The following is a 20,097-nucleotide window of genomic DNA, read 5'->3' as shown; positions in this document are numbered from 1 at the left end:
GAAAGATAGGAGTATCCAGGGGGTCGGGCGTGGCCTGTGGGCTATTGTTCAGCCCCAGGTGTGTGGCGCTGCATCGCGATCAACGCAGCTTCGGTGCGCGAGCGCACATGCAGCTTTTGCAGGATGCTCGTCATGTAATGCTTGACGGTCTTTTCGGCAAGATAGGTGCGTTCGCCAATCTCGCGGTTGGTCAGCCCCTGGCTCAGGAGTTCGAGGATGGTGGTTTCGCGCGCCGTCAGTTCGGAAAATGAATCGATGGGATGAGGGTTGGAGAATTCCGTCAGCATGTCCGCGGCAAGCGCAGGGGTGACATAGGCTTCACCGCCCGCCACACGGCGCGTGATGGAGCGCAATTCACTGGCGGAGACGCCTTTCAGTACGTAGCCATGTGCGCCAGCCTTGAGCGCCGCCATCAGGTTCTCGCGATTTTCGGAGACGGTCAGCATCATGATGCGGACCACCGGCGCCTCTGCCGCGATCTTTCCCGCTGCTGCGATTCCTCCCATGCCGGCCATCGAGACATCCAGCAGCACGATGTCGGGATGCAGCCGGTGTGCCATTTCCACAGCTTCCTCGCCGCTGCCGGCCTGGGCGACCACTTCGAAGTCTGGTTCCACGCTTAGCGAATGGGCTACTCCCTCGCGGAACAGCGGGTGGTCGTCGGCAAGCAGTATTCGGATCGGGTTAGACATGGATCATCTCGTCGGTTGAAAGTGGCAGCCTGACGCGGATGCTGGTGCCGCGGCCAGGTGCAGAATCGAGTTCAAAGATACCACCAAGCAGGCGCACGCGCTCGCGCATGAATGCCAGTCCCAGCCGTCCGGCGACCGCTGCAGCTTGTGGGTCGAAGCCGACACCGTGGTCGATGACCGTGACCAGCACTTCGCCGTCGGAATTTTGCACACTGACCTGCGGAGAACCGCCGGGGGCATGTCGCCAGCAGTTGGTGAGCGACTCCTGCAGCAGGCGATATACCGTGATCTTGACTGCCAGCGGCGCATTACCCAGGTTTTCGTCGATCTCGGTTTGGACTTTTTGCCCGGACAGGCGCTCGAAGTCGAGTACGGCGCGCCTGGCGGTGTCGGCAAGCGATAGCTCGGTCATGCCGGGGATCGCCAGCCCGGACGATATCTTTCGCACATCCTTCAGCGACAGCTGCAAGGCATTCTGAATGCTGTTGAGCTCATTCGGCGCATCACCCTGTGAAGACAGGCAGCCTTGGCAAGTTGTGGCGAACTCATCGAAGCGCATCAATGCGAAGGCGATCGTTTGTGCCGGGCCATCATGCAGGTCGGCGGCGATCCGGAGCAGGAATTCCTCGTTAAGCGCGGTGGTGCTTACCCCTGCTTCGCGCAGTTGCTCGCGCATGCGTTCGTTCTCGTCGAGTACGTGATGAAGTTGCTGAAGCTGGCTGCGCAGGTCGCGCTGCTGCACGACGATGGTGTTGCTGGCGCGACGCACCAGACTATACAGCAACAGGTAGACAGCGAGGCTGGAGAGCGCCACCAGTCCCCAGCTGCGCTGCTGTGCAGCGCGGATGTCCTGTTGCAGGTTCGCCACCGACAGATAGAACTCTGCAACAGCATAGACCTTGCCGTCGTTTGCGGAACGTATCGGCACATAGATCTCGAGCAATTGATTCCAGCTGATCTGCTCGGGCAGGTTGTCGATCTCCTTGAGGTCGCTGATCTGGGCCTGGACCTTGCCAGCGAATGCGGCGGCCAGTCTTCCCCTTACCGGGAAGACGTGACCGATCTGGGCATGGTCATTGCTGTAATCGATGCGGCCGTTGGCGTCCCACAGTTTGAAGCGAAGCACCTCACGGTGCAGTGGTCCGTCGATAAAGATCCGATCCAGTTCTTCATGCGTTGCTTCATCGACAGTGCCGTTCTTCGGCCATCCCTGCAGTTTCGCTGCAGACATGCTCTCGAGATAAACCGCCGAGATCGCGGCGGTGCGGTTCACCGCATTCGTTTCGATCAGATGACCTATCCATGAACCGATGACCAGCATGCCAGTAGTCAGGACAGCGACGATCGCCAGCAGGAACTGGCGCGAAAAACTCAAACGTCTGAATGCTAGTTGCAGGGCTGTGAACATCGGAGTTCTTCAGATTGGTTGTCGCGAATGCTCGTCAAGTGGACATTGTGCGATTAATGGTATCACGCGATGGTTATTCCGGAATAAGACCAAGGTCTGAAAAAAAGGAACCATGGTCGCATTCATTTTGAGCTGATAGGCCGTAGTGGCCAGGACATGGTTTGTAGACAATCCTGCATGAAAGAGTGTTGTAAATTTTTCATAAAACTACTTTGGATATCGGGAGATACAAATGACTCGTCAAGCTTATTCCTCAATGTTGCTCAGTACCGCCGCCGCCCTTACTTTAGCCTTCTCACTCAATGCCTCCGCCGCTGTCGATGTCGACGCTGCGAAATCGCTGGCGCGAGAAAACAATTGCTTCAAGTGCCACGGCGTCGACAAGGAAAAAGACGGCCCTTCCTACAAGAAAGTCGCCGAAAAATACCGTGGCAAGGCCGATGCCGAAGCCAAGCTGATCCACCATGTCACGTCTGGTGAAAAGGCCAAGTTCCCCGATGGTCATGAAGAAGAGCACAAGAACATCAACGGCAAAGCCTCACCTGAAGCCATCAAGAACCTGGTGGACTGGATCCTTTCGCTCTAGTTCGCGCGAGCAACGATCATTCAAAGACTAAAAAGGGAAGAACCATGAAACCGTTAAGAAAAATTATGGTGTTGAGCGCGTTCATCACCGGCATGGCAGCAATGCCATGCTTGATGGCGGCAGATGAGCAGCCTGCAGCCCAAAGCGCACCAGCAGCGGAAGCGCAGCCTGCATCGCAATCTCAGCTTCCCGATCTGAGCATGGAGGCGAAAGCGCCCCAGACTGCCCAGGAGTCATTGAAAAGGGATGCCGTCTGCACACGCTGCCACGATGAAAGCGAGACCACTCCGATCCTGGCCATCTACCAGACCAAGCATGGATTTCGTGGTGATATGCGCACACCGAATTGCCAGACCTGCCACGGCGAGAGCGCGAACCACCTGAAGGGTAATGTGGATGGAAAAGGTCGCCCGGCACCGGATGTCGTGTTCAAGAAGCACACCTTCCCTGCATCCGACGACAAGGTCCGTTCCGCCCAGTGCCTGACCTGCCACAAGGGTACCAATCGCACCAATTGGGCGGGCAGTGCCCACCAGAGCAACCAGATGGCCTGCAACGACTGCCACAAGATACACGCGAAAGCTGACACGGTACGCGAAAGGGCTACCCAGACCGAGGTCTGCTACACCTGCCACAAGGAAAGGCGCGCAGACGCTCACAAGATATCGACCCATCCGATCGAGGCCGGCAAGGTCGTCTGTTCCGACTGCCACAATCCGCATGGCTCTGCCGGTCCGAAATTGCTGAAGAAGAATACGGTGACCGAGACCTGCTTCACCTGCCATGCAGACAAGCGCGGTCCGTTCCTGTTCGCACACCAGCCGGTGACTGAAGACTGCACCAACTGCCATATGCCTCACGGTTCCAACATCGCGCCGTTGCTGAAGACACGTCCTCCGTTCATGTGCCAGGAATGCCATGACGGCTCACATGCCAGCGGGACGGCAGTAGGCCCGAATGCAGCAGGCTATCAGGCTGGACTGAGCACGATCAATGCGGCAGGCACAGGAGCGCTGTATCCAAGTGCCAACAACGTGGGTAATGCCTGCATGAACTGTCACAGGCAGATCCATGGTTCGAACAGCCCGGCCGGCGGCTACTTGCAACGCTAATTCTTGAAGATTGGAGATAGTCATGAAAAGCAATAATGAAAGAATGAGGGTCAGCTTGTTGGCACTGGCGGTGCAGGGGGCGTTGATCGCGATGTGTTCGATGCCGGCCCAGGCGGATGACGAAGAGGTGGCGGCACTGAAGAATCCGACCAGCACCATCGAGATCGGCGCCGAGAACGTCTCGCAAAGCTCGGCCAAGTTCGGCGAATACACCGGCCTGAACAAATCCGGGGGCAAGGTGATCGGCAACTTCAGCATACGCGGTGGCGACGCCTATGGTGACGGCAACGGCACCAGAAACTGGTCACTCAACGGCAGTAACCTCGGTACGACCTCGCGCGCACTTGGAGCCTCTGTAGGGAACCAGGGGAGCTGGAATTTCGGTATCGGCTACGATGAGTTGCAGCACAACCTGTGGGATAGCTATAAAACTCCCTATCAAGGTGCGATGGGCGGGAACAATTTCACCCTGCCTGCAAGTCTGTTGCCCCCCACGATTAGTACCGTTGCAGCTGGTACTACCCCAGTGGGTACGGATAGAGCATCGGCTATCGCGGCGATCAATGCAGTTACCAATCAAGTGGACATATACTCCACCAGAAAGAACGGCAAGGTCAGTGCCGGCGTCAATCTGAATGCGCAATGGGATATCAGGTTCGATTTCAATCATCTTGAACAGTCCGGTGCGAAATTGGCATCCTTCGGTTCGATGGGGGCGGGGGGAGCCGGCAATCCACAGGGTGAGGCGATCTCGATTTTGCCGAACCCGACCAACTACAAGACCGACACGCTCAACCTCGCGCTGGACTGGAGAGGCGACGGGGCATATGTCACCACTTCCTATTTCGGTTCGTTCTTCCGCGAAGGATATGATCGTGTCAATTTCCAGACCTTTGCTGTCAATAATGCTGCAGGTGTAAGTGTCACGCAGACGATGAGCACTGCACCCAGCAATAATTTCCACCAATTGAACGTGAGCGGGGGCTATGACCTTTCACCAGCGACGAAATTGACCGGCGGACTTTCATATGGGCGCAACACGCAGAACGATGCCTATGTCGCGGATGCCTATTCGATGGTCCTGCCAGCCCCGGTGGCTTCTCTGAACGGGCTGGTCATCAACAAGCATGCAGATATGAAGCTGACCAACCAGACCAGCAAGGACCTGGTGCTTTCTGCCGGTGTGAAATTCGACGAACGCAGGGACAAGACGCCATCGAATTTCTACGCTTTCAATGCGCTGGATGGAAGTACCGCCCATATCGCCTATTTTGCCAATACGCCCCTGAGTCTCAGGAAGACCGTATGGGAATTGGCTGGGGACTACAAGCTGGATAGCGATCAGCATCTGTTGCTTGCCTTTAACCGCGAAGATGTCAGACGCTGGTGCGACCAGTATGCGGTGAACGTGCCCAGTCTCATGCCTGCGCTGGTTCCAGGTGCTACAACGACGGGCATCGTTTCCTATCCGGCGGGGACGAATTGTGTCGTCGCGCCCAAGAGTTATGACAACAAGCTGGGCGCCACCTACAAGGCCAGGGCGAGCGAGGATCTGAACCTGAATGTGGGTTATTCCTTCAGCAAGCGCGTAACAACCTCCGATCCGAACGCAGTCACCTCTCGCATAGGATTGAACGGTAACCTCAACCCGGCTCTGGCTGCCGCTACCCTCATCGAGGGCCAGAATGGCGGGGACTTCCGCGGGTTCTATCCGGTGTTCGATGCTTCGCGCAAGGAACATATGTTGAAGGCAGGTGCGAACTGGCAGACCACCGAGAAACTGTCCGTGAGCATGGGTGGGAAATATACGTTGGACAAGTACGACTCGACCTATGGCGAGCAGAAGGGCAATTCCTGGAGTGTGAACCTGGATGCAAGCTACGGTTACAGCGAAAACAGCTCAGTCGTGGCCTACCTGACCCAGCAGCACAGGCAACGCGAAATGACGGACCTGTATCGTTCACCTTACTTAGCACCCGGGGCGGCATCTGCCACTGCTCTTAACATTCCTTCCGGCGCCACCTGGACCGACACGCAAAAGGATGACGACACGACCGTGGGCGTTGGAGCCAAGCAGAGCGGGATGATGGCCTCCAGGCTGGAACTCGATGAAGACCTGACCTACACCTATGGCAAGACCGTCTATAACACGGTGTTCAATTATGCCGCTGCGACAACGACGGGACTGACTTGTGCTTCGCCACAATTCCTCACCTGCGGTACGTTGCCGGAAGTCAACAATCATGTGATCCAGCTCAAGCTGTCTGGCAGATACAAGCTCGACAAGAACTCCAAAGTTGCCGTCGGTTACCTCTATCAGCACATGAGAAGTACAGACTATTACTACAATGGATTGCAGACAGGCTTTACTCCTAGTGCGTTGATGCCGACCGATCAGCAGTCGCCGAACTACACAGTCAATGTGGTGAGCGCGAGCTACATCTACAACTTCTAGGAAAGGATCCGGATCATGACGAGCAAACGGTGCACAGCTAATTTGGTGCACCGTCTTTTTCTGGATCGCTAAAGTTGCTTCCATGGATTCGATATTTTTGCGGAGAGATAAATGAATAACAAGACTGGCATCCTGAAACGTTCATGGGACTTTCTGAAACAGCCAAGTGCGAAGTACTCGTTGCTGACTTTGCTGGTGGTGGGCTTCTTCTCCGGCATCATCTTCTGGGGCGGTTTCAACACCGGCATGGAGGCGACCAACCGGCTGGAATTCTGCATCGGCTGCCACGAGATGCGCGACAACGTGTACCAGGAATACAAGAAGACCATCCACTATGCGAACCGTACCGGTGTGCGCGCGATCTGCTCCGATTGCCACGTGCCCAAGGACTGGACACACAAGCTGATCCGCAAGATACAGGCAAGCCAGGAGATCTGGGGCAAGCTCACGGGATATGTCGATACGCCGGAGAAATTCGAATCGCACCGCATGGAACTGGCGACCCACGAGTGGGCACGCATGAAGGCCTCTGATTCGCGCGAATGCCGCAATTGCCACTCTTTCGATGCCATGAGCGGCGACATACAAAAGCAGACGGTCTACAACAAGCATATGAAGGCGAGGGCGGACGGCCAGACCTGTATCGATTGCCACAAGGGCATCGCTCACCATCTGCCGAAGGAGTACCGCGATCCGGATGAGGAGTGATACCCGGAGTAACAGGTTTTGTGTTGGTGACCAGCCGTGCACCGCATGATCTGGAACAGCGCCAACATCTGAAAGGATCGGATTGCGGGGCTGGTTGTGCCCCGCAGGCGTTCTTCGAATCATTCTGATATGCGATTTCGAGGGACTTTGTTTTGATGCATGAGGCTCACCATGTGAGGTGCAATATGAAAAACCAGACATTGCTAAAAGGCATTGTTGTCGCTGTGTCACTGTATGGAATGGCTTTTACTCCGATGGCATTCGCGGATGTCAGTTTCAAAAGTCAGGTCAAACCGATCATCCACGACTATTGTTTGAGCTGTCACCAGCCCGGAGGCCAGGGCTATGAGAAAAGCGGGCTCGATATGCGTAGCTACAAGAGCTTGATGAAGGGCACCAAGTTCGGGTCGATCATCAAGCCGGGCGACAGTTTCTCCAGCATCATGATCCAGCTGGTCGAAGGACGCGCGCATGCGTCCATCAAGATGCCATTCGGGACCGGGGGGTTGGCCAAGGACAAAGTCGATGTCCTGAAAACCTGGGTGGACCAGGGGGCGAAGAACAACTGAGCATCCGGAGCCGGCTCGGTGATAGTCGCAGGACTGGCGTAGCGGTCAGTTGATGATGCTGGACGGGCGAACCGGGAAAAGGATGCTGATCCTGGTACCGATCCCGTCGCGGCCGACGTCCAGCTTCAACTTCGCGCCATGGCGTTTCGCGACTTCGGCGACGATGGAAAGCCCGAGTCCGCTACCGCTTTGTCCTGTGCCGAGGATTCGATAGAAACGTTCGAACACGCGTTCGCGATGTTGCGGTTCGATGCCGGGGCCGTTGTCTTCCACGCTCAATTCCGTCCCTTGTGCTGCAGCCTTCACCCCGACGGTGATGTGTCCGTCCACTGGGGTATAGCGGACCGCGTTGTCGATCAGGTTGTTGAGCATCTCGATCAGGCTGTTGGGATCTCCCTGTACGGATTGCGCAGCGGACGTACCCTCGTAGCCGAGGTCGATGTTCTTTTCCAGCGCCATCTGCACCCATTCGACCGTGCATTCCTGCGCCAGCTGGTTGAGGTCGAGTACCGTGAAACTATCGGTACTCTGGCCTCCGGGTTCATTGCGCGCCAGTGCCAGCAGCTGGTTGACCAGGCGGATGCCGTGCTGGGTGCTGGTGTGGATGTGCTCGAGCGCATGTTGCTTGCGCTCCGGTGCATCTGTACGCAAAGCCAGTTCGGATTGGGTCTTCAGGCCGGCAAACGGCGTGCGCAACTGGTGCGCCGCGTCGGCGACGAAACGCTGTTGCGCCGCCATCACCTGCTTCAGCCTCTCCAGCAGGTTGTTGACCGCATCGATGAGCGGACGCACTTCGGCGGGCGCCTTTCCGCCATCGAGCTGGCTCAGATCGTCCCGTCGCCTGTTGGCCACTTCATGCCGCAATTCTTCGAGCGGTCGCAAACCTTCCTTCAGGCCGTACCAGACTACCGCAAGGGCGATCAGGGTGAGCAGGAGTTCCGGAATGACGATGTTGGCCAGGATGCCTCGAATGAGCGCCTGGCGCTGTTGTGTCGTTTCGGAGACATGCAGTTGCAGCACCCCGTTTCGGGAAGGGAAGGTCAGACTGACCATGCGCGTCTTCTGGCCTTCGCGTTCGCCGTTGCTGAACAGCGGGCCCTTTCTTTCGCGCCGGTAGGAGAGGGGGCGCAAGGTGTTGCCGTTGCCGGCGAGCTTTCTGCCTTCGCTGTCGGTCACGGTGTAGAGCACCCGGTCCGGCATACCCAGATCGGAACCGTCGGGGAGCGCCGGTACCACATCCAGTTGTTCGTGTCCGGTGCCCAGCTTGAGCTCGGCCGCCACTTCGTTGGCGCGCTGCAGCAACACCAGGTCGTAGGGCTGGTTGGCGTAGTTGATGGTGGCAAAGTAACCCACCACGGTGCTGATGATCCACAGCAAGTAGAGCGAGATCAATAACCTCTGCATGAGGTAGCTGCGCAGGGAACGGATGTTGTTTTCCATGTCGCTCCTTATTGTCTCCAGTGGCAGGCTGCCATGGCCGCGATGATGCTCAGGAGGGCAGGTCGTTGATGACGTAGCCGAGGCCGCGTATGGTGCGTATGGTCACTCCGGCGGGCTCGATCTTTTTGCGCAAGCGATGGATATATACCTCGATCGCGTTGTTGCTGGCTTCTTCCGCATAGCTGTAGAGCCTTTCCAGCAATTGTTCCTTGCTGACGACCCAGCCGGTGCGCAGCATCAGTGCTTCCAGTACGCTCAACTCGCGGGTGGTGAGTTCCAGCGTGGTGCCATTGATGCTGGCGCGGCGCCCGACGCTGTCGAAAGTGAGCGTACCGCAACTGTATACCGGGTTCACGCCGCATTGCCCGCGCCGGATCAGCGCGCGAACCCGCGCTTCAAGTTCGGGCAGGCTGAACGGCTTGATCATGTAGTCGTCGGCGCCCAGATCGAGACCCTTGACCCGGTCACCCTCCGCATCGCGCGCGGTAAGGATGATCACGGGAACCTGGCGGTTCTTCTCGCGCAGGCTGCGCAACACGCTGAAGCCATCCACCTTGGGCAGCCCCAGATCGAGGATCACCAGGTCGAACGGCTGTTCTCCGCTCAGGATGAGGTTGGCCGAATGGCCATCCTTCACACAGTCGACGGCATAACCGGATTGGCGCATGGAATGGCATAAGCCATCGGACAGCACTTCATCGTCTTCGGCGATCAGTATGCGCATCGGAATGTAAGCACCGTGTAAGGATAGGGGGTTAAGTTCCAATCAATGGACGGTTGATTCTTGTGCAGCAGCCACCGTCCTTTATGCGGCTATTCTAAGTGGAAGCGGATATTTGTCCAAGCTGCGGTCCGGCGGGACAGGGTAAACTTCACTTAACAACAGGCGATGACATGCAACTGACGGAGAGACACAGACAGTATTGGCGCAAGAACCTTCGGCTGACCGGGGCGTTGCTGGCGATCTGGTTCGTGTTCACGTTCGTGATCGGCTGGTTCGCGCGTGACTTGTCTTCCATCACTTTCCTGGGCTTCCCGCTCTCGTTCTATATGAGTGCCCAGGGAGCAATGCTGATCTATGTTGTCCTGGTCGGATATTACGCTTACTGCATGGACAAGCTGGATCGCGAATACGGCGTCGCGGAAAGCGACCAGTGATGGCAGCGCCGGCGCAATCGAGATTCGTCTCGCAACTCAAGCGTTACTATGCCCTGTACACGGGCGGGTTCATCGGTTTCGTCGTCTCGCTGTCCATCCTCGAGCAGATGGGAGTACCCAACAAGATACTGGGCTACATCTTCCTCGGTGTGACGGCGTTGCTGTATGCGGGGATCGGCATACTTTCCCGGACCTCCGACGTCGCCGAATATTATGTGGCCGGCCGGCGCGTGCCGGCATTCTTCAACGGCATGGCGGTGGGCGCCGACTGGATGTCGGCGGCCAGTTTCATCGGCCTGGCAGGCACCCTGTACTTGTCCGGTTACGACGGGCTGGCCTTCGTGCTGGGATGGACCGGGGGCTTCGTGCTGGTGGCCTTGCTGCTGGCTCCATACCTGCGCAAGTTCGGACAATTCACCATCCCGGATTTCCTCGGCGCCCGTTATGGCGGCAGCATCCCGCGCACCATCGGCGTATTTGCGGCGATCCTGTGCTCGTTCACCTATGTGATCGCGCAGATATATGGTGTGGGGCTGATCACCAGTCGCTTCACCGGGCTGGATTTCGGCGTGGGCGTGTTCGTCGGACTGGGCAGCATCCTGGTGTGCTCTTTCCTGGGCGGCATGCGCGCGGTGACCTGGACGCAGGTTTCGCAATACGTCATTCTGATCGTGGCCTACATGATCCCGGTGATCTGGCTATCCATGAAACACACCGGCAATCCTGTTCCGCAGGTCGCCTATGGCTATGTGCTGCAAAAGGTGACGGCGCGCGAACAGGTGTTGAACGACCCGACCACGCCGGACGGTGCGCGCGAAGCCGAAGTGCGCGCCATCTTCAAGCAACGCGAGAAATCAGCCGAGGACGAATTGAAGGCGCTCGACGCAGGAGGCGGCAGCTATCTTGCCAAAGAAAAGGAACAGTTGGTCAAGGCGGCAGCCGAGCTGAAGGCAAGGCACGATAGCGATCCAAAAGCGCTCGCAGCGGCGGACCGGGCGGTGGCCGATTGGCCGCCGGACGTTGCGACCGCCCACCGCAAATGGCGCCAGGAAGCAGAAACGGACAAGGCCAAGTCCGGTCCGATCATCGCGCATGCCGAACCGTTCGCGGGCCCCGACGAGAAGACGCGCGACAACAAGCGCAAGAATTTCATGGCACTGGTGTTGTGCCTGATGGTCGGAACTGCAGCCTTGCCGCATATCCTGATGCGTTTCTACACCACCACTTCGGTGAAGGAAGCGCGCAAATCGGTGTTCTGGTCGCTGTTCTTCATCTCCCTGCTTTACATCACCGCACCCGCCCTGGCGGTACTGGCCAAGTATGATGTATACACCCTGCTGGTAGGGTCCAGCTTCTCCGAACTGCCCAGCTGGGTCTCGGCCTGGGCATCCGTGGACAAATCGCTGATGAGCGTGACCGACGTCAACCATGATGGCATCGTGCAACTGGCCGAGGTCACTATCGGCGGCGACCTGATCGTGCTGGCGACGCCGGAGATCGCCGGCTTGCCCTATGTGGTCACCGCGCTGGTGGCGGCCGGGGGACTGGCAGCGGCACTATCCACAGCCGATGGCCTGATGCTGACCATCTCCAACTCGCTGTCGCATGACGTGTACTACAAGATGATCGACCCGAAAGCTCCGACGGGGCGTCGCCTGTTCATCTCCAAGGCCTTGCTGCTGGGGGTGGCGGTGTTCGCGGCCTATATCACTTCGCTCAAGCCCGGCCACATCCTGTTCCTGGTCTGCGCGGCATTCTCGCTGGCTGCTTCGGCGTTCTTTCCGGCGCTGGCGCTGGGGGTGTTCTGGAAACGGGCCAACAAGACCGGAGCGATCCTGGGCATGGTGGGCGGTTTGTTCACCTGCATGTTCTATATGTACATCACTTACCCGTTCTTCGGCGTGAATGCCCCGCTGTGGTGGGACATCAATCCGATCTCGGCCGGTGTCTTCGGCATGGCGGTCGGATTTGTCGGTGTGATCGTCGGCAGCCTGCTGACAGCTGCGCCGGACAAGCAGGTACAGGACATGGTCGACCACGTGCGTTATCCGAATCTGGAAAGAGACGTCAAAACCAATTGAGCCAACTTCTTGCGATATCGCAATCAAAAGTCGCGGGCGTATACTGCGGCGACTTGTCGAAGGATCACACAGGGCAGTTTGAACTATGGCGACTCAGAAACGCACCGTCATCTACGTGTCGGACGGCACGGGTATCACCGCAGAAACATTGGGGCACGGTTTGCTGTCGCAATTCGAGGGGATCGAGTTCCGGCCTTTGCGTTTCCCCTTCCTGGACAGCGAAGACAAGGTAAGGGACTGTCTGGCGCGCATCAATGAAGTCTGCCAGCGCGAAGGCACCCGCCCCATCGTCATCATGACGCAAACCAATGCCGAACTCAGCGGGATCCTGCACCAGGCCGACGCATTCTTCATCGACCTGTTCGATGCCTTCATCGTGCCGCTGGAGCAGGAACTCGATGCGCGCTACACGCGTGCGGTGGGCCGTTCGCACGGGCATGCCAATCCGGAATACAACTCGCGCATCGCCGCCATGAATTTTGCGCTGGCGCACGACGACGGCGTTTCGGATACCGACCTGAAGAGTGCAGACATCATCCTGGTGGGGGTGTCGCGCAGCGGCAAGACGCCGACCAGCCTGTATCTGTCGCTGCAGTTCTCGCTGAAGGCGGCCAACTATCCGCTGATCCCGGAAGACTTCGAACGCGATCATCTGCCGTCGAGACTGCTGCCTTACCGCAGCAAATTGTTCGGGCTGACCATCGCGCCGGAGCAACTGCACCGCATCCGCAACGAGCGCCGCCCCCACAGCAAATATGCTTCGCTGGAAAATTGCCGCTATGAAGTCGCTGCAGCGGAAAAGCTGATGCGGCGCGAAGGCATCAAATGGTTCGACACCACTGCGCGTTCCATCGAAGAGCTGGCCGTGCAACTGATGCAGGAACTCAATCTCGAGCGCTGAGTTCGGCGGCCCCCGGCTTGATGCCGTAGACCTCGTTCAGTATCTCGACGAAGCGCCGCGCCTGCGGCGACAGGAAGCGGCCCTTGCGTAGCACCAGGCCGTAGCCGCGCTGCGGGAAATACTGGGTGAGCGGGATACGCACCAGTTTCTCGCTACCGGTCAGGCAGATATCGGTCACGATGGAGATGCCCATCCCGAGTTCGACATATTTCTTGATCACTTCCCAGCCGCCTGCCTCCAGCGTCACGGTAAAGGTCAGGTTATTCTGCTGGAACACGTACTTGACCATGCGCCAGGTCGAGAGATGGCGCGGCGGCAGGATCAAGCCGTACTGGCTGATGTCTTCCAGGGTCACCTCGCTGAGTTTTGCCAGCGGGTGGCCGAGCGGGACGATCAGTGCCGGGTCGAACGTCACCACCGGCTGGTAAGTGATGTCGTCGGGCACGTCGAGCATCGATCCGACAACCAGGTCGATCTCGTCGTTACGCAGCATCTTCAGGCCGTCGCGGCCGGTCTCGTTGTGGATCTTCAGCTGGATGCGCGGATGCGCAGTGACGAATCTGCGCACCGCTTCCGGCAGGATGTACAGGATGGTGGATTCGCCTGCGCCGATGTTCAATTCGCCCGAGTCCAGTTTGCCATGCTGCGCGGCGAAGTTCTCTTCCAGGCTGTCTATCCCTTCCACCAGCGGTTTCGCAAGGGTATACAAAGTTTCTCCATCAGGAGTAAGCTTCAACACGGGACCTCGACGTTCGAACACGGTTACGCCCAATTCGCGCTCCATCGCCTGGATCTGCAAGGTTACGGAAGGTTGGCTCAAGAACAGCTTTTGTGCGGCCACGGTGATACTGCCGGTGTGAACGACCTCACAAAATGCGCGCATCTGTTTCAGGCGATTGTTCTTGTAATAACTTTGTTTTTCGGTGTTCATCCCAGCCTCTCCCTTGCCGGTGCTGCAATATGTCAATTATTAATAATCAAAATTGAAATAATTGATTCGCGAAATGATTGTAGCTTGGTTTAACCTGCGACCAAATAAAAACAGTAATTTTTAAATGGTTTTGTGATTCACCTGACGCTTGGTGGGGCGTTGATAAGTTGGCGAATACAGAGCGAATTTTCGCTTCTGTGCGCGGATTTATTGAAGCGGGGAGAGACATGGGTACTATATACAGCATCATAGTCACGGGGCTATTCATGGCCGGCTTGGGCGGTTTGCTGGCACTATTGCTGGCGATCGCCAGCAAGCGGCTGTTTGTCTACGAAGACCCCAGGATCGACCAGGTCGAAGAACTGCTCCCCCATTCCAATTGTGGCGCCTGCGGCACGGCAGGCTGCCGTAACTTCGCCGAACAGGCGGTCGCCGGCAAGATCGAACCGGCCCGCTGCAGCGTCAACACTCCCGAACAGAACAAGAAGATCGCCGCGTTATTGGGTGTCGCCATGGGCGATGTCGAGAAACGCGTGGCACGTCTGGCCTGCGCCGGCGGCAAGCACGTCGCCAGGATGCGCGCAAATTACGCCGGGCTTCCTTCCTGCCGTGCTGCGGCAGTGGCGGGCGGCGGCGGCAAGAGCTGTGCCTGGGGCTGTCTGGGCTTGGGCGATTGTGCCGATGTGTGCGATTTCGATGCCATACATATGGACAGTTACGGCCTGCCTGTCGTGGACATCGCCAAATGCACGGCCTGCGGCGATTGCGTCGATATCTGCCCGAAGGATCTGTTCTCGATCCAGGGCGTATCGCACAAACTGTGGCTGGCCTGCCGCAATGAGGACGACCCCGATGCGGCGGAAGCCGCCTGCGAAGTGGCCTGTACCGCTTGCGGGCGCTGTGTGGCCGATGCGGCGCCGGGCCTGATCCATCTGGAGCATAACCTTGCCGTCATCGATTACGGCAAGAACGGCAGCGCCAGCCGCGAGGCGATCGAACGCTGTCCCACCGGTGCCATCGTCTGGATCGAGGGCGACCGCATCATCAAGGGCAAGTCAGCCAAAAAGATCATCCGTACCGAACCATTACCTGCAGACATAGAGGCATAGGGGATATCATGTTGAACAAACTCAAGCAATTCAAACTGATCGGCGCAGCCACTAGCACGGAAGGCGGCCACACCAAATACAAATATCCCGGCGTGCGCGATGCCATCGACGGCAACACCGCCGTGATCATGGTGGAGCGCGAAGCCTCGCAGGGTGCAGGTGCTTACCCCATCACGCCGTCCACGCAGATGGGCGAATACTGGGCGGAAGAGGTGGCCAAGGGGCATCTCAACACGGCAGGTCATCCGCTGATCTTTGTCGAGCCGGAATCCGAACATGCGGCTGCGGGTGTTACCGCAGGGCTGTCCATGACCGGCCTGCGTGCGGTCAACTTCACCTCGTCGCAGGGTCTGGCCTTCATGCACGAATCGCTGTATGCGGCGGTCGGCAAGCGCCTGACCTACGTGCTCAACCTCGGCTGTCGCGCCATCACCAAGGCCTCGCTCAACGTGCATTGCGCGCATGACGACTACCATTGCGCCGACGATACCGGTTTCATCCAGGTGATGGCGAAGAACGCGCAGGAAGCCGCCGACCTCAACATGATCGCGCGCAAGACCGCCGAACTGGCGCTCACTCCGGCCATCGTCGCGCAGGACGGTTTCCTCACCACGCACCTGATCGAGCCGATGCTGGTGCCGGAACGCGAACTGATCGCCGAATACCTCGGCAATGCCGACGACATCATCGATACGCCGACGCCTGCGCAGCAGATGCTGTACGGCCCCAAACGCCGCCGCGTGCCGGCCAATTGGGATGTGGACAACCCGATGCAGACCGGGGTGGTGCAGAACCAGGATGCCTACATGCAGGCAGTGGCGGCGCAGCGTCCGTATTTCTTCGACCACATACCCGCGCTGTTCGACAAGAATGCGGAAGAGTTCCAGTCGCTCACCGGACGCCGCTACAGCCGCGTCGATGCCTATCGTTGCGACGATGCGGACTATGTCATCCTCGGCCAGGGCAGCATGACCGTGCAAGCCGCAGCCGTTGCCGACTGGATGCGCGAGAACCGCAAGATCAAGGTGGGTGTGGTCAACATCACCATGTTCCGGCCTTTCCCCGGCGAACTGCTGGGCCAGGTACTCAAGGGCAAGAAGGGCGTCGCAGTGCTGGAACGTACCGACCAGCCGTTGTCGGAAGACCTGCCGCTGATGCGTGAAGTGCGCTCCACCGTGACCAAGTGCATGGAGAATGCGCGCGAGAATTCCTATGCCGATTACGCCACCTACGAAAGCGCCAAGGACATGCCTTCGCTGTATTCCGGTTGCTATGGACTCGGTTCGCGCGACCTGCAACCGGAAGGCCTGATCGCCGCCGTCGAGAACATGCTGCCCGGCGCCGCGCACCGCAAGTTCTATTACCTGTCGGTGGATTTCGTGCGCGCCGAATCGGCCAATCCGAAACAGGAGATCCGCCAGCAGGAATTGCAGGCGGCCTATCCGCACATCAAGGATCTGGCGCTGCGCGGCTCGGAGAACCCGAACCTGCTGCCGAAGAACGCCATCGCCGTGCGCATGCACTCGATCGGCGGCTGGGGTGCGGTGACCACCGGCAAGAACCTGGCGATGACCCTGTTCGAACTGCTGGGCTGGGACATCAAGGCCAATCCGAAATACGGCTCCGAGAAGAAGGGCCAGCCGACCACTTATTATCTGTCTGCCGCGCCGGAGCCGATCCGCATCAACTGCGAATACACCAACGTCGACGTGGTGCTGTCGCCCGATCCGCAAGTGTTCGGACATACCAATGCACTGGAAGGAATGCGTGCAGGCGGCGTGTTCATCATCCAGAGCAATCTGGGCAGCGCAGAGGCCTTGTGGGAGACCCTCCCGATGCAGACGCAGAAATACATCGTGGACAAGAAGATCCGCGTGTTCTACCTGGATGCGTTCAAGATCGCGCGCGAAGAATCCAGCAATCCGGATCTGCAGTTGCGCATGCAGGGCAACGCCTTCCAGGGCGCTTTCTTCCGTGCCTCCGATGTGAAGGAGCGTGCCGGGTTGAGCGAAGAGACCTTGTTCACCGCCATCGAGAACCAGCTCGAACACAAATTCGGCAAGAAGGGCAAGCGCATCGTCGACGACAATCTGCGTGTGGTGCGCCGCGGTTATGAAGAGATCTTCGAGATCAAACCGGAGCAGATGAAAGTCGGCCAGCGCGCCAAAGCTACAGGCAAACCCGCACCCGCATTGCCGGTCATGCTCAAGCGGCTGCCGGAAGGCGACGGCGGCATCTCCGACGTGCATCGTTTCTGGGAGCAGACTGGCAGCTTCTACATGAAGGGGCAGGGCTCGGACAACCTGGTCGATCCGTTCATGGGGTTGTCTGTCATTCCTGCCGTCACCGGCGTGTATCGCGACATGACCGGCGTGCGTTTCGAGCATCCGCAGTGGCATGCCGAGAACTGCACCGCCTGCGGCGAGTGCTTCACGCAATGTCCGGACAGCGCGATCCCGGGCCTGGTCACCACCACCGCCGACGTACTCAACACCGCGATCCAGAAGATCGAGATCGGCGGGCATCCGACCCGCTTCCTGCGCAAGTTCAGCCGCGTCGTCGACAAGAAACTGCGCAAGATGCTGGACAAGGACGGCCTCGATGTGAGCGCGCTGCTGGCCAATGCCATCACCGAAGCCTTCGCCGAAGACGGCACGCAAGGCGATGATCGCGGACGTCTGGAAGCCGAATTGAACCTGCTGCGCGAGCAGATCGGCGGCTTCAAGTTCGCCACCACCAAGCCGTACTGGACGCAGAAAGAGAAGAAGGAAAAAGGCGCCGGCGGACTCTTCTCCATCACCGTCAACCCCTATACCTGCAAGGGTTGCGCCCTGTGCGTGGAAGTGTGCGGCGACAACGCGCTGACCATGGTCACGCAGACCAAGGAAAGCATCGAGACCTTGCGCGACGACTGGAACTTCTGGCTCGACCTGCCGACCACGCCGCCGCAATTCAGCCGCATCGACGATCTGGACGAGAAGGTGGGTGCGCTGGAAACGCTGCTGCTCGACAAGCACAACTACCAGTCCATGGTCAGCGGCGACGGCGCCTGTCTGGGCTGCGGCGAAAAAGGAACTATCCACCTGTTCACCAGCACCGTCACCGCGCTGCAGCAACCGCGCGTGAAGAAGTTCCTCGGCAAGCTGGATGCGCTGATCGACGGCCTCGAGAACCACATTCGCATGAAGCTCAGCGCCACGGTGGATCTCACCGATACCAAGGGGCTGATGCAGGCAGTGCAGGCGAACGCCGGGCACGACCTGACGCTGGCGAACCTGACGGAAAGCCTGCTGGCGAAACATCCGGGCCAACCGATTGACCCGCAATGGCTGAAACGCGTGAGCCAGATGCTGGAAAAACTCAAGGACCTGCGCTGGCGTTACATGGAAGGCCCGAGCAAGAAGGGCCGCGCCGAGATGGGCATGGTCAACTCCACCGGCTGCACCTCGGTGTGGTCGTCCACTTTCCCGTTCAATCCCTACCCGTTCCCGTGGACCTCACACCTGTTCCAGGATTCGCCCTCGGTGGCGATGGGCGTGTTCGAAGGTCATATGGCCAAGATGGTGGAAGGCTTCAAGGACGTGCGCATGGCCGAGATGGAACTGGCGGGCGGTTACGATCCGGACGCGAACGACGAGTTCTTCTCGCGCTTCAACTGGGAACAGCTGAGCGAGGAGGAATGGCACCTGTGTCCGCCGGTCGTGGCGCTGGGTGGTGACGGCGCGATGTTCGATATCGGTTTCCAGAACCTGTCGCGCGCATTGATGGCGGGCAAGCCGATCAAGATACTGATCGTCGATACCCAGGTGTATTCCAACACTGGCGGCCAGGCCTGCACCTCCGGCTTCATCGGCCAGGTGGCGGACATGTCGCCGTACGGCGCCAGCAAGCATGGCAAGACCGAGAAGCGCAAGGAGATCAGCGTCATCGGCATGGCGCACCGCACTTCGTTCGTGGCGCAAGGTTCGCTGGCCAACACCACGCACCTGCTGGAAAGTTTCATCGACGGTCTCAACAGCCGCCGTCCGGCACTGTTCAACGTGTACGCCGTATGTCCGCCGGAACACGGTGTGGGCGACAACAGCGCCGTGGCGCAAAGCAAGATGGCGGTGGAATCGCGCGCCTTCCCGCTGTTCCGTTACAACCCCGATCTGGGGGTGACCTTCTCCGACTGCGTCACGCTGGAAGGCAATCCGTCGCTGGATGCCGACTGGCCGACCTATACGCTCGAGTACGCGGATGAGAAAGGCGACAGGAAATCGATGACGCTGCCGATGACGTTCGCCGATTTCGCCCTGAGCGAGGGGCGCTTCGCCAAGCAGTTCAAGAAAGCGCCGCCGGAGACCTGGAACGAGGACATGGTGCTGCTGGGCGATTTCCTCAAGCTCCCGGAAGGCGAGCGCGAAGGCAAGTTCCCGTTCATCTGGTCGGTGGACAAGAAGAACCGTCTGGTGCGCGTGCTCACGTCGGTGGAGATGGTGCGTTCCTGCGAAGAACGCCTGCAGTTCTGGCATCAGCTCAAGGACGTGGCCGGCATCAGCCGTCCGCAAGTCGATGAGGTCGCCATCGCCAACCGCGTGCGCCAGGAACTGATCCAGAAACTTTCGGCCGGTCTCGGCATCAGCTCCAGCGATGCACCGCAACCGGCAGCGCCTGCCGCAGCGGCTCCGGTACCAGCTGCAGCGGCAGCGGACGGCTATGAACCGGCATGGGTCGATACGCCGGAATGTACCGCATGCGACGAATGTATCCACATCAACCCGAAGATATTTTCCTACAATGAAGCGAAGAAGATCGTCATCATCGACCCGAAGGCGGGCAGTTATCTTGACCTTGTTAAGGCGGCGGAGAAATGCACGGCGAGTGTCATCCACCCCGGCACCCCATGGAACATGAGCGAGCCGAACCTGGACAAGCTGAAACTGCGCGCCGCCAAGTTCAACTGAT

At 58.7% G+C, this 20,097-nt stretch carries 15 protein-coding genes; 10 read left to right on the top strand and 5 right to left on the bottom strand.

Translation table 11 applies throughout. From position 1 onward, the window contains the following. Positions 1-41: 41 nt before the first annotated feature. Positions 42-692, bottom strand: a complete 651-nt coding sequence (locus tag SLIT_RS12495; protein ID WP_013030623.1) for a response regulator — start codon at positions 690-692, stop codon at positions 42-44. Next, a complete protein-coding gene (locus tag SLIT_RS12490; protein WP_013030622.1) occupies positions 685-2,100 on the bottom strand; it encodes a sensor histidine kinase in 1,416 nt (471 codons plus the stop codon). Before SLIT_RS12490 ends, SLIT_RS12495 begins: the two co-directional genes overlap by 8 nt. Before the next feature lie 232 nt (positions 2,101-2,332). Between SLIT_RS12490 and SLIT_RS12485 the strand changes: the two genes are divergently transcribed. The 5 genes from SLIT_RS12485 to SLIT_RS12465 all read left to right on the top strand — a co-directional run bounded on the left by SLIT_RS12485 (position 2,333) and on the right by SLIT_RS12465 (position 7,530). Continuing rightward, positions 2,333-2,686, top strand: a complete 354-nt coding sequence (locus SLIT_RS12485; protein ID WP_013030621.1) for a c-type cytochrome — start codon at positions 2,333-2,335, stop codon at positions 2,684-2,686. A gap of 44 nt (positions 2,687-2,730) precedes the next feature. Further along, entirely contained in the window at positions 2,731-3,798 is a 1,068-nt protein-coding gene (locus SLIT_RS12480; RefSeq protein WP_013030620.1) for a DmsE family decaheme c-type cytochrome, read from the top strand. 22 nt (positions 3,799-3,820) lie between these two features. Beyond that, positions 3,821-6,253 carry an MtrB/PioB family decaheme-associated outer membrane protein gene (locus SLIT_RS12475; RefSeq protein ID WP_013030619.1) on the top strand — a complete coding sequence of 811 codons (2,433 nt, stop codon included), beginning with the start codon at positions 3,821-3,823 and terminating at the stop codon, positions 6,251-6,253. Between the two features lie 111 nt (positions 6,254-6,364). Then, a complete protein-coding gene (locus SLIT_RS12470) occupies positions 6,365-6,961 on the top strand; it encodes a NapC/NirT family cytochrome c (protein ID WP_013030618.1) in 597 nt (198 codons plus the stop codon). A gap of 185 nt (positions 6,962-7,146) precedes the next feature. Further along, entirely contained in the window at positions 7,147-7,530 is a 384-nt protein-coding gene (locus tag SLIT_RS12465; RefSeq protein WP_013030617.1) for a c-type cytochrome domain-containing protein, read from the top strand. A gap of 45 nt (positions 7,531-7,575) precedes the next feature. On the opposite strand, the gene SLIT_RS12460 is transcribed toward SLIT_RS12465, so the two are convergent. Further along, positions 7,576-8,970, bottom strand: coding sequence for a sensor histidine kinase N-terminal domain-containing protein (locus tag SLIT_RS12460; protein ID WP_013030616.1), 1,395 nt, complete (start codon positions 8,968-8,970; stop codon positions 7,576-7,578). A 49-nt stretch (positions 8,971-9,019) separates the two neighbouring features. Next, positions 9,020-9,694: a response regulator gene (locus SLIT_RS12455; protein ID WP_013030615.1), complete on the bottom strand. Its 675-nt coding sequence runs from the start codon at positions 9,692-9,694 to the stop codon at positions 9,020-9,022. Between the two features lie 170 nt (positions 9,695-9,864). On the opposite strand from SLIT_RS12455, the gene SLIT_RS12450 reads away from it, so the two are divergent. The 3 genes from SLIT_RS12450 (at position 9,865) to ppsR (ending at position 13,110) form a co-directional block, all read left to right on the top strand. Next, complete coding sequence (locus tag SLIT_RS12450) at positions 9,865-10,128, top strand: DUF4212 domain-containing protein (RefSeq protein ID WP_013030614.1); 264 nt, start codon at positions 9,865-9,867, stop codon at positions 10,126-10,128. Next, positions 10,128-12,209, top strand: a complete 2,082-nt coding sequence (locus SLIT_RS12445) for a sodium:solute symporter family protein (protein ID WP_013030613.1) — start codon at positions 10,128-10,130, stop codon at positions 12,207-12,209. Before SLIT_RS12450 ends, SLIT_RS12445 begins: the two co-directional genes overlap by 1 nt. 85 nt (positions 12,210-12,294) lie before the next feature. Beyond that, the gene (ppsR, locus tag SLIT_RS12440) at positions 12,295-13,110 is read left to right on the top strand and encodes a posphoenolpyruvate synthetase regulatory kinase/phosphorylase PpsR (protein ID WP_013030612.1); all 816 of its coding nucleotides are present in this window, start codon (positions 12,295-12,297) and stop codon (positions 13,108-13,110) included. Here the strand turns inward: ppsR and SLIT_RS12435 are convergent. Continuing rightward, positions 13,094-14,041, bottom strand: a complete 948-nt coding sequence (locus SLIT_RS12435) for a LysR family transcriptional regulator (RefSeq protein WP_013030611.1) — start codon at positions 14,039-14,041, stop codon at positions 13,094-13,096. The genes ppsR and SLIT_RS12435 overlap by 17 nt on opposite strands. Positions 14,042-14,268: 227 nt before the next feature. On the opposite strand from SLIT_RS12435, the gene SLIT_RS12430 reads away from it, so the two are divergent. After that, positions 14,269-15,150 (top strand): RnfABCDGE type electron transport complex subunit B, encoded by an 882-nt coding sequence (locus SLIT_RS12430; RefSeq protein ID WP_013030610.1) that lies wholly within the window; start codon positions 14,269-14,271, stop codon positions 15,148-15,150. 8 nt (positions 15,151-15,158) lie between these two features. After that, positions 15,159-20,096 (top strand): 2-oxoacid:acceptor oxidoreductase family protein, encoded by a 4,938-nt coding sequence (locus SLIT_RS12425; RefSeq protein WP_013030609.1) that lies wholly within the window; start codon positions 15,159-15,161, stop codon positions 20,094-20,096. Position 20,097 lies beyond the last annotated feature (1 nt).

Source organism: Sideroxydans lithotrophicus ES-1 (genome assembly GCF_000025705.1).
Taxonomy (GTDB): domain Bacteria; phylum Pseudomonadota; class Gammaproteobacteria; order Burkholderiales; family Gallionellaceae; genus Sideroxyarcus; species Sideroxyarcus lithotrophicus.
This window is presented reverse-complemented; position numbering and strand designations above follow the sequence as displayed.

Bases quoted from the DNA above. Each gene is read 5' to 3' on its own strand.
- SLIT_RS12495 (WP_013030623.1), bottom strand. From the start codon at position 692: ATGTCTAACCCGATCCGAATACTGCTTGCCGACGACCACCCGCTGTTC.
- SLIT_RS12490 (WP_013030622.1), bottom strand. From the start codon at position 2,100: ATGTTCACAGCCCTGCAACTAGCATTCAGACGTTTGAGTTTTTCGCGC.
- SLIT_RS12485 (WP_013030621.1), top strand. From the start codon at position 2,333: ATGACTCGTCAAGCTTATTCCTCAATGTTGCTCAGTACCGCCGCCGCC.
- SLIT_RS12480 (WP_013030620.1), top strand. From the start codon at position 2,731: ATGAAACCGTTAAGAAAAATTATGGTGTTGAGCGCGTTCATCACCGGC.
- SLIT_RS12475 (WP_013030619.1), top strand. From the start codon at position 3,821: ATGAAAAGCAATAATGAAAGAATGAGGGTCAGCTTGTTGGCACTGGCG.
- SLIT_RS12470 (WP_013030618.1), top strand. From the start codon at position 6,365: ATGAATAACAAGACTGGCATCCTGAAACGTTCATGGGACTTTCTGAAA.
- SLIT_RS12465 (WP_013030617.1), top strand. From the start codon at position 7,147: ATGAAAAACCAGACATTGCTAAAAGGCATTGTTGTCGCTGTGTCACTG.
- SLIT_RS12460 (WP_013030616.1), bottom strand. From the start codon at position 8,970: ATGGAAAACAACATCCGTTCCCTGCGCAGCTACCTCATGCAGAGGTTA.
- SLIT_RS12455 (WP_013030615.1), bottom strand. From the start codon at position 9,694: ATGCGCATACTGATCGCCGAAGACGATGAAGTGCTGTCCGATGGCTTA.
- SLIT_RS12450 (WP_013030614.1), top strand. From the start codon at position 9,865: ATGCAACTGACGGAGAGACACAGACAGTATTGGCGCAAGAACCTTCGG.
- SLIT_RS12445 (WP_013030613.1), top strand. From the start codon at position 10,128: ATGGCAGCGCCGGCGCAATCGAGATTCGTCTCGCAACTCAAGCGTTAC.
- ppsR (WP_013030612.1), top strand. From the start codon at position 12,295: ATGGCGACTCAGAAACGCACCGTCATCTACGTGTCGGACGGCACGGGT.
- SLIT_RS12435 (WP_013030611.1), bottom strand. From the start codon at position 14,041: ATGAACACCGAAAAACAAAGTTATTACAAGAACAATCGCCTGAAACAG.
- SLIT_RS12430 (WP_013030610.1), top strand. From the start codon at position 14,269: ATGGGTACTATATACAGCATCATAGTCACGGGGCTATTCATGGCCGGC.
- SLIT_RS12425 (WP_013030609.1), top strand. From the start codon at position 15,159: ATGTTGAACAAACTCAAGCAATTCAAACTGATCGGCGCAGCCACTAGC.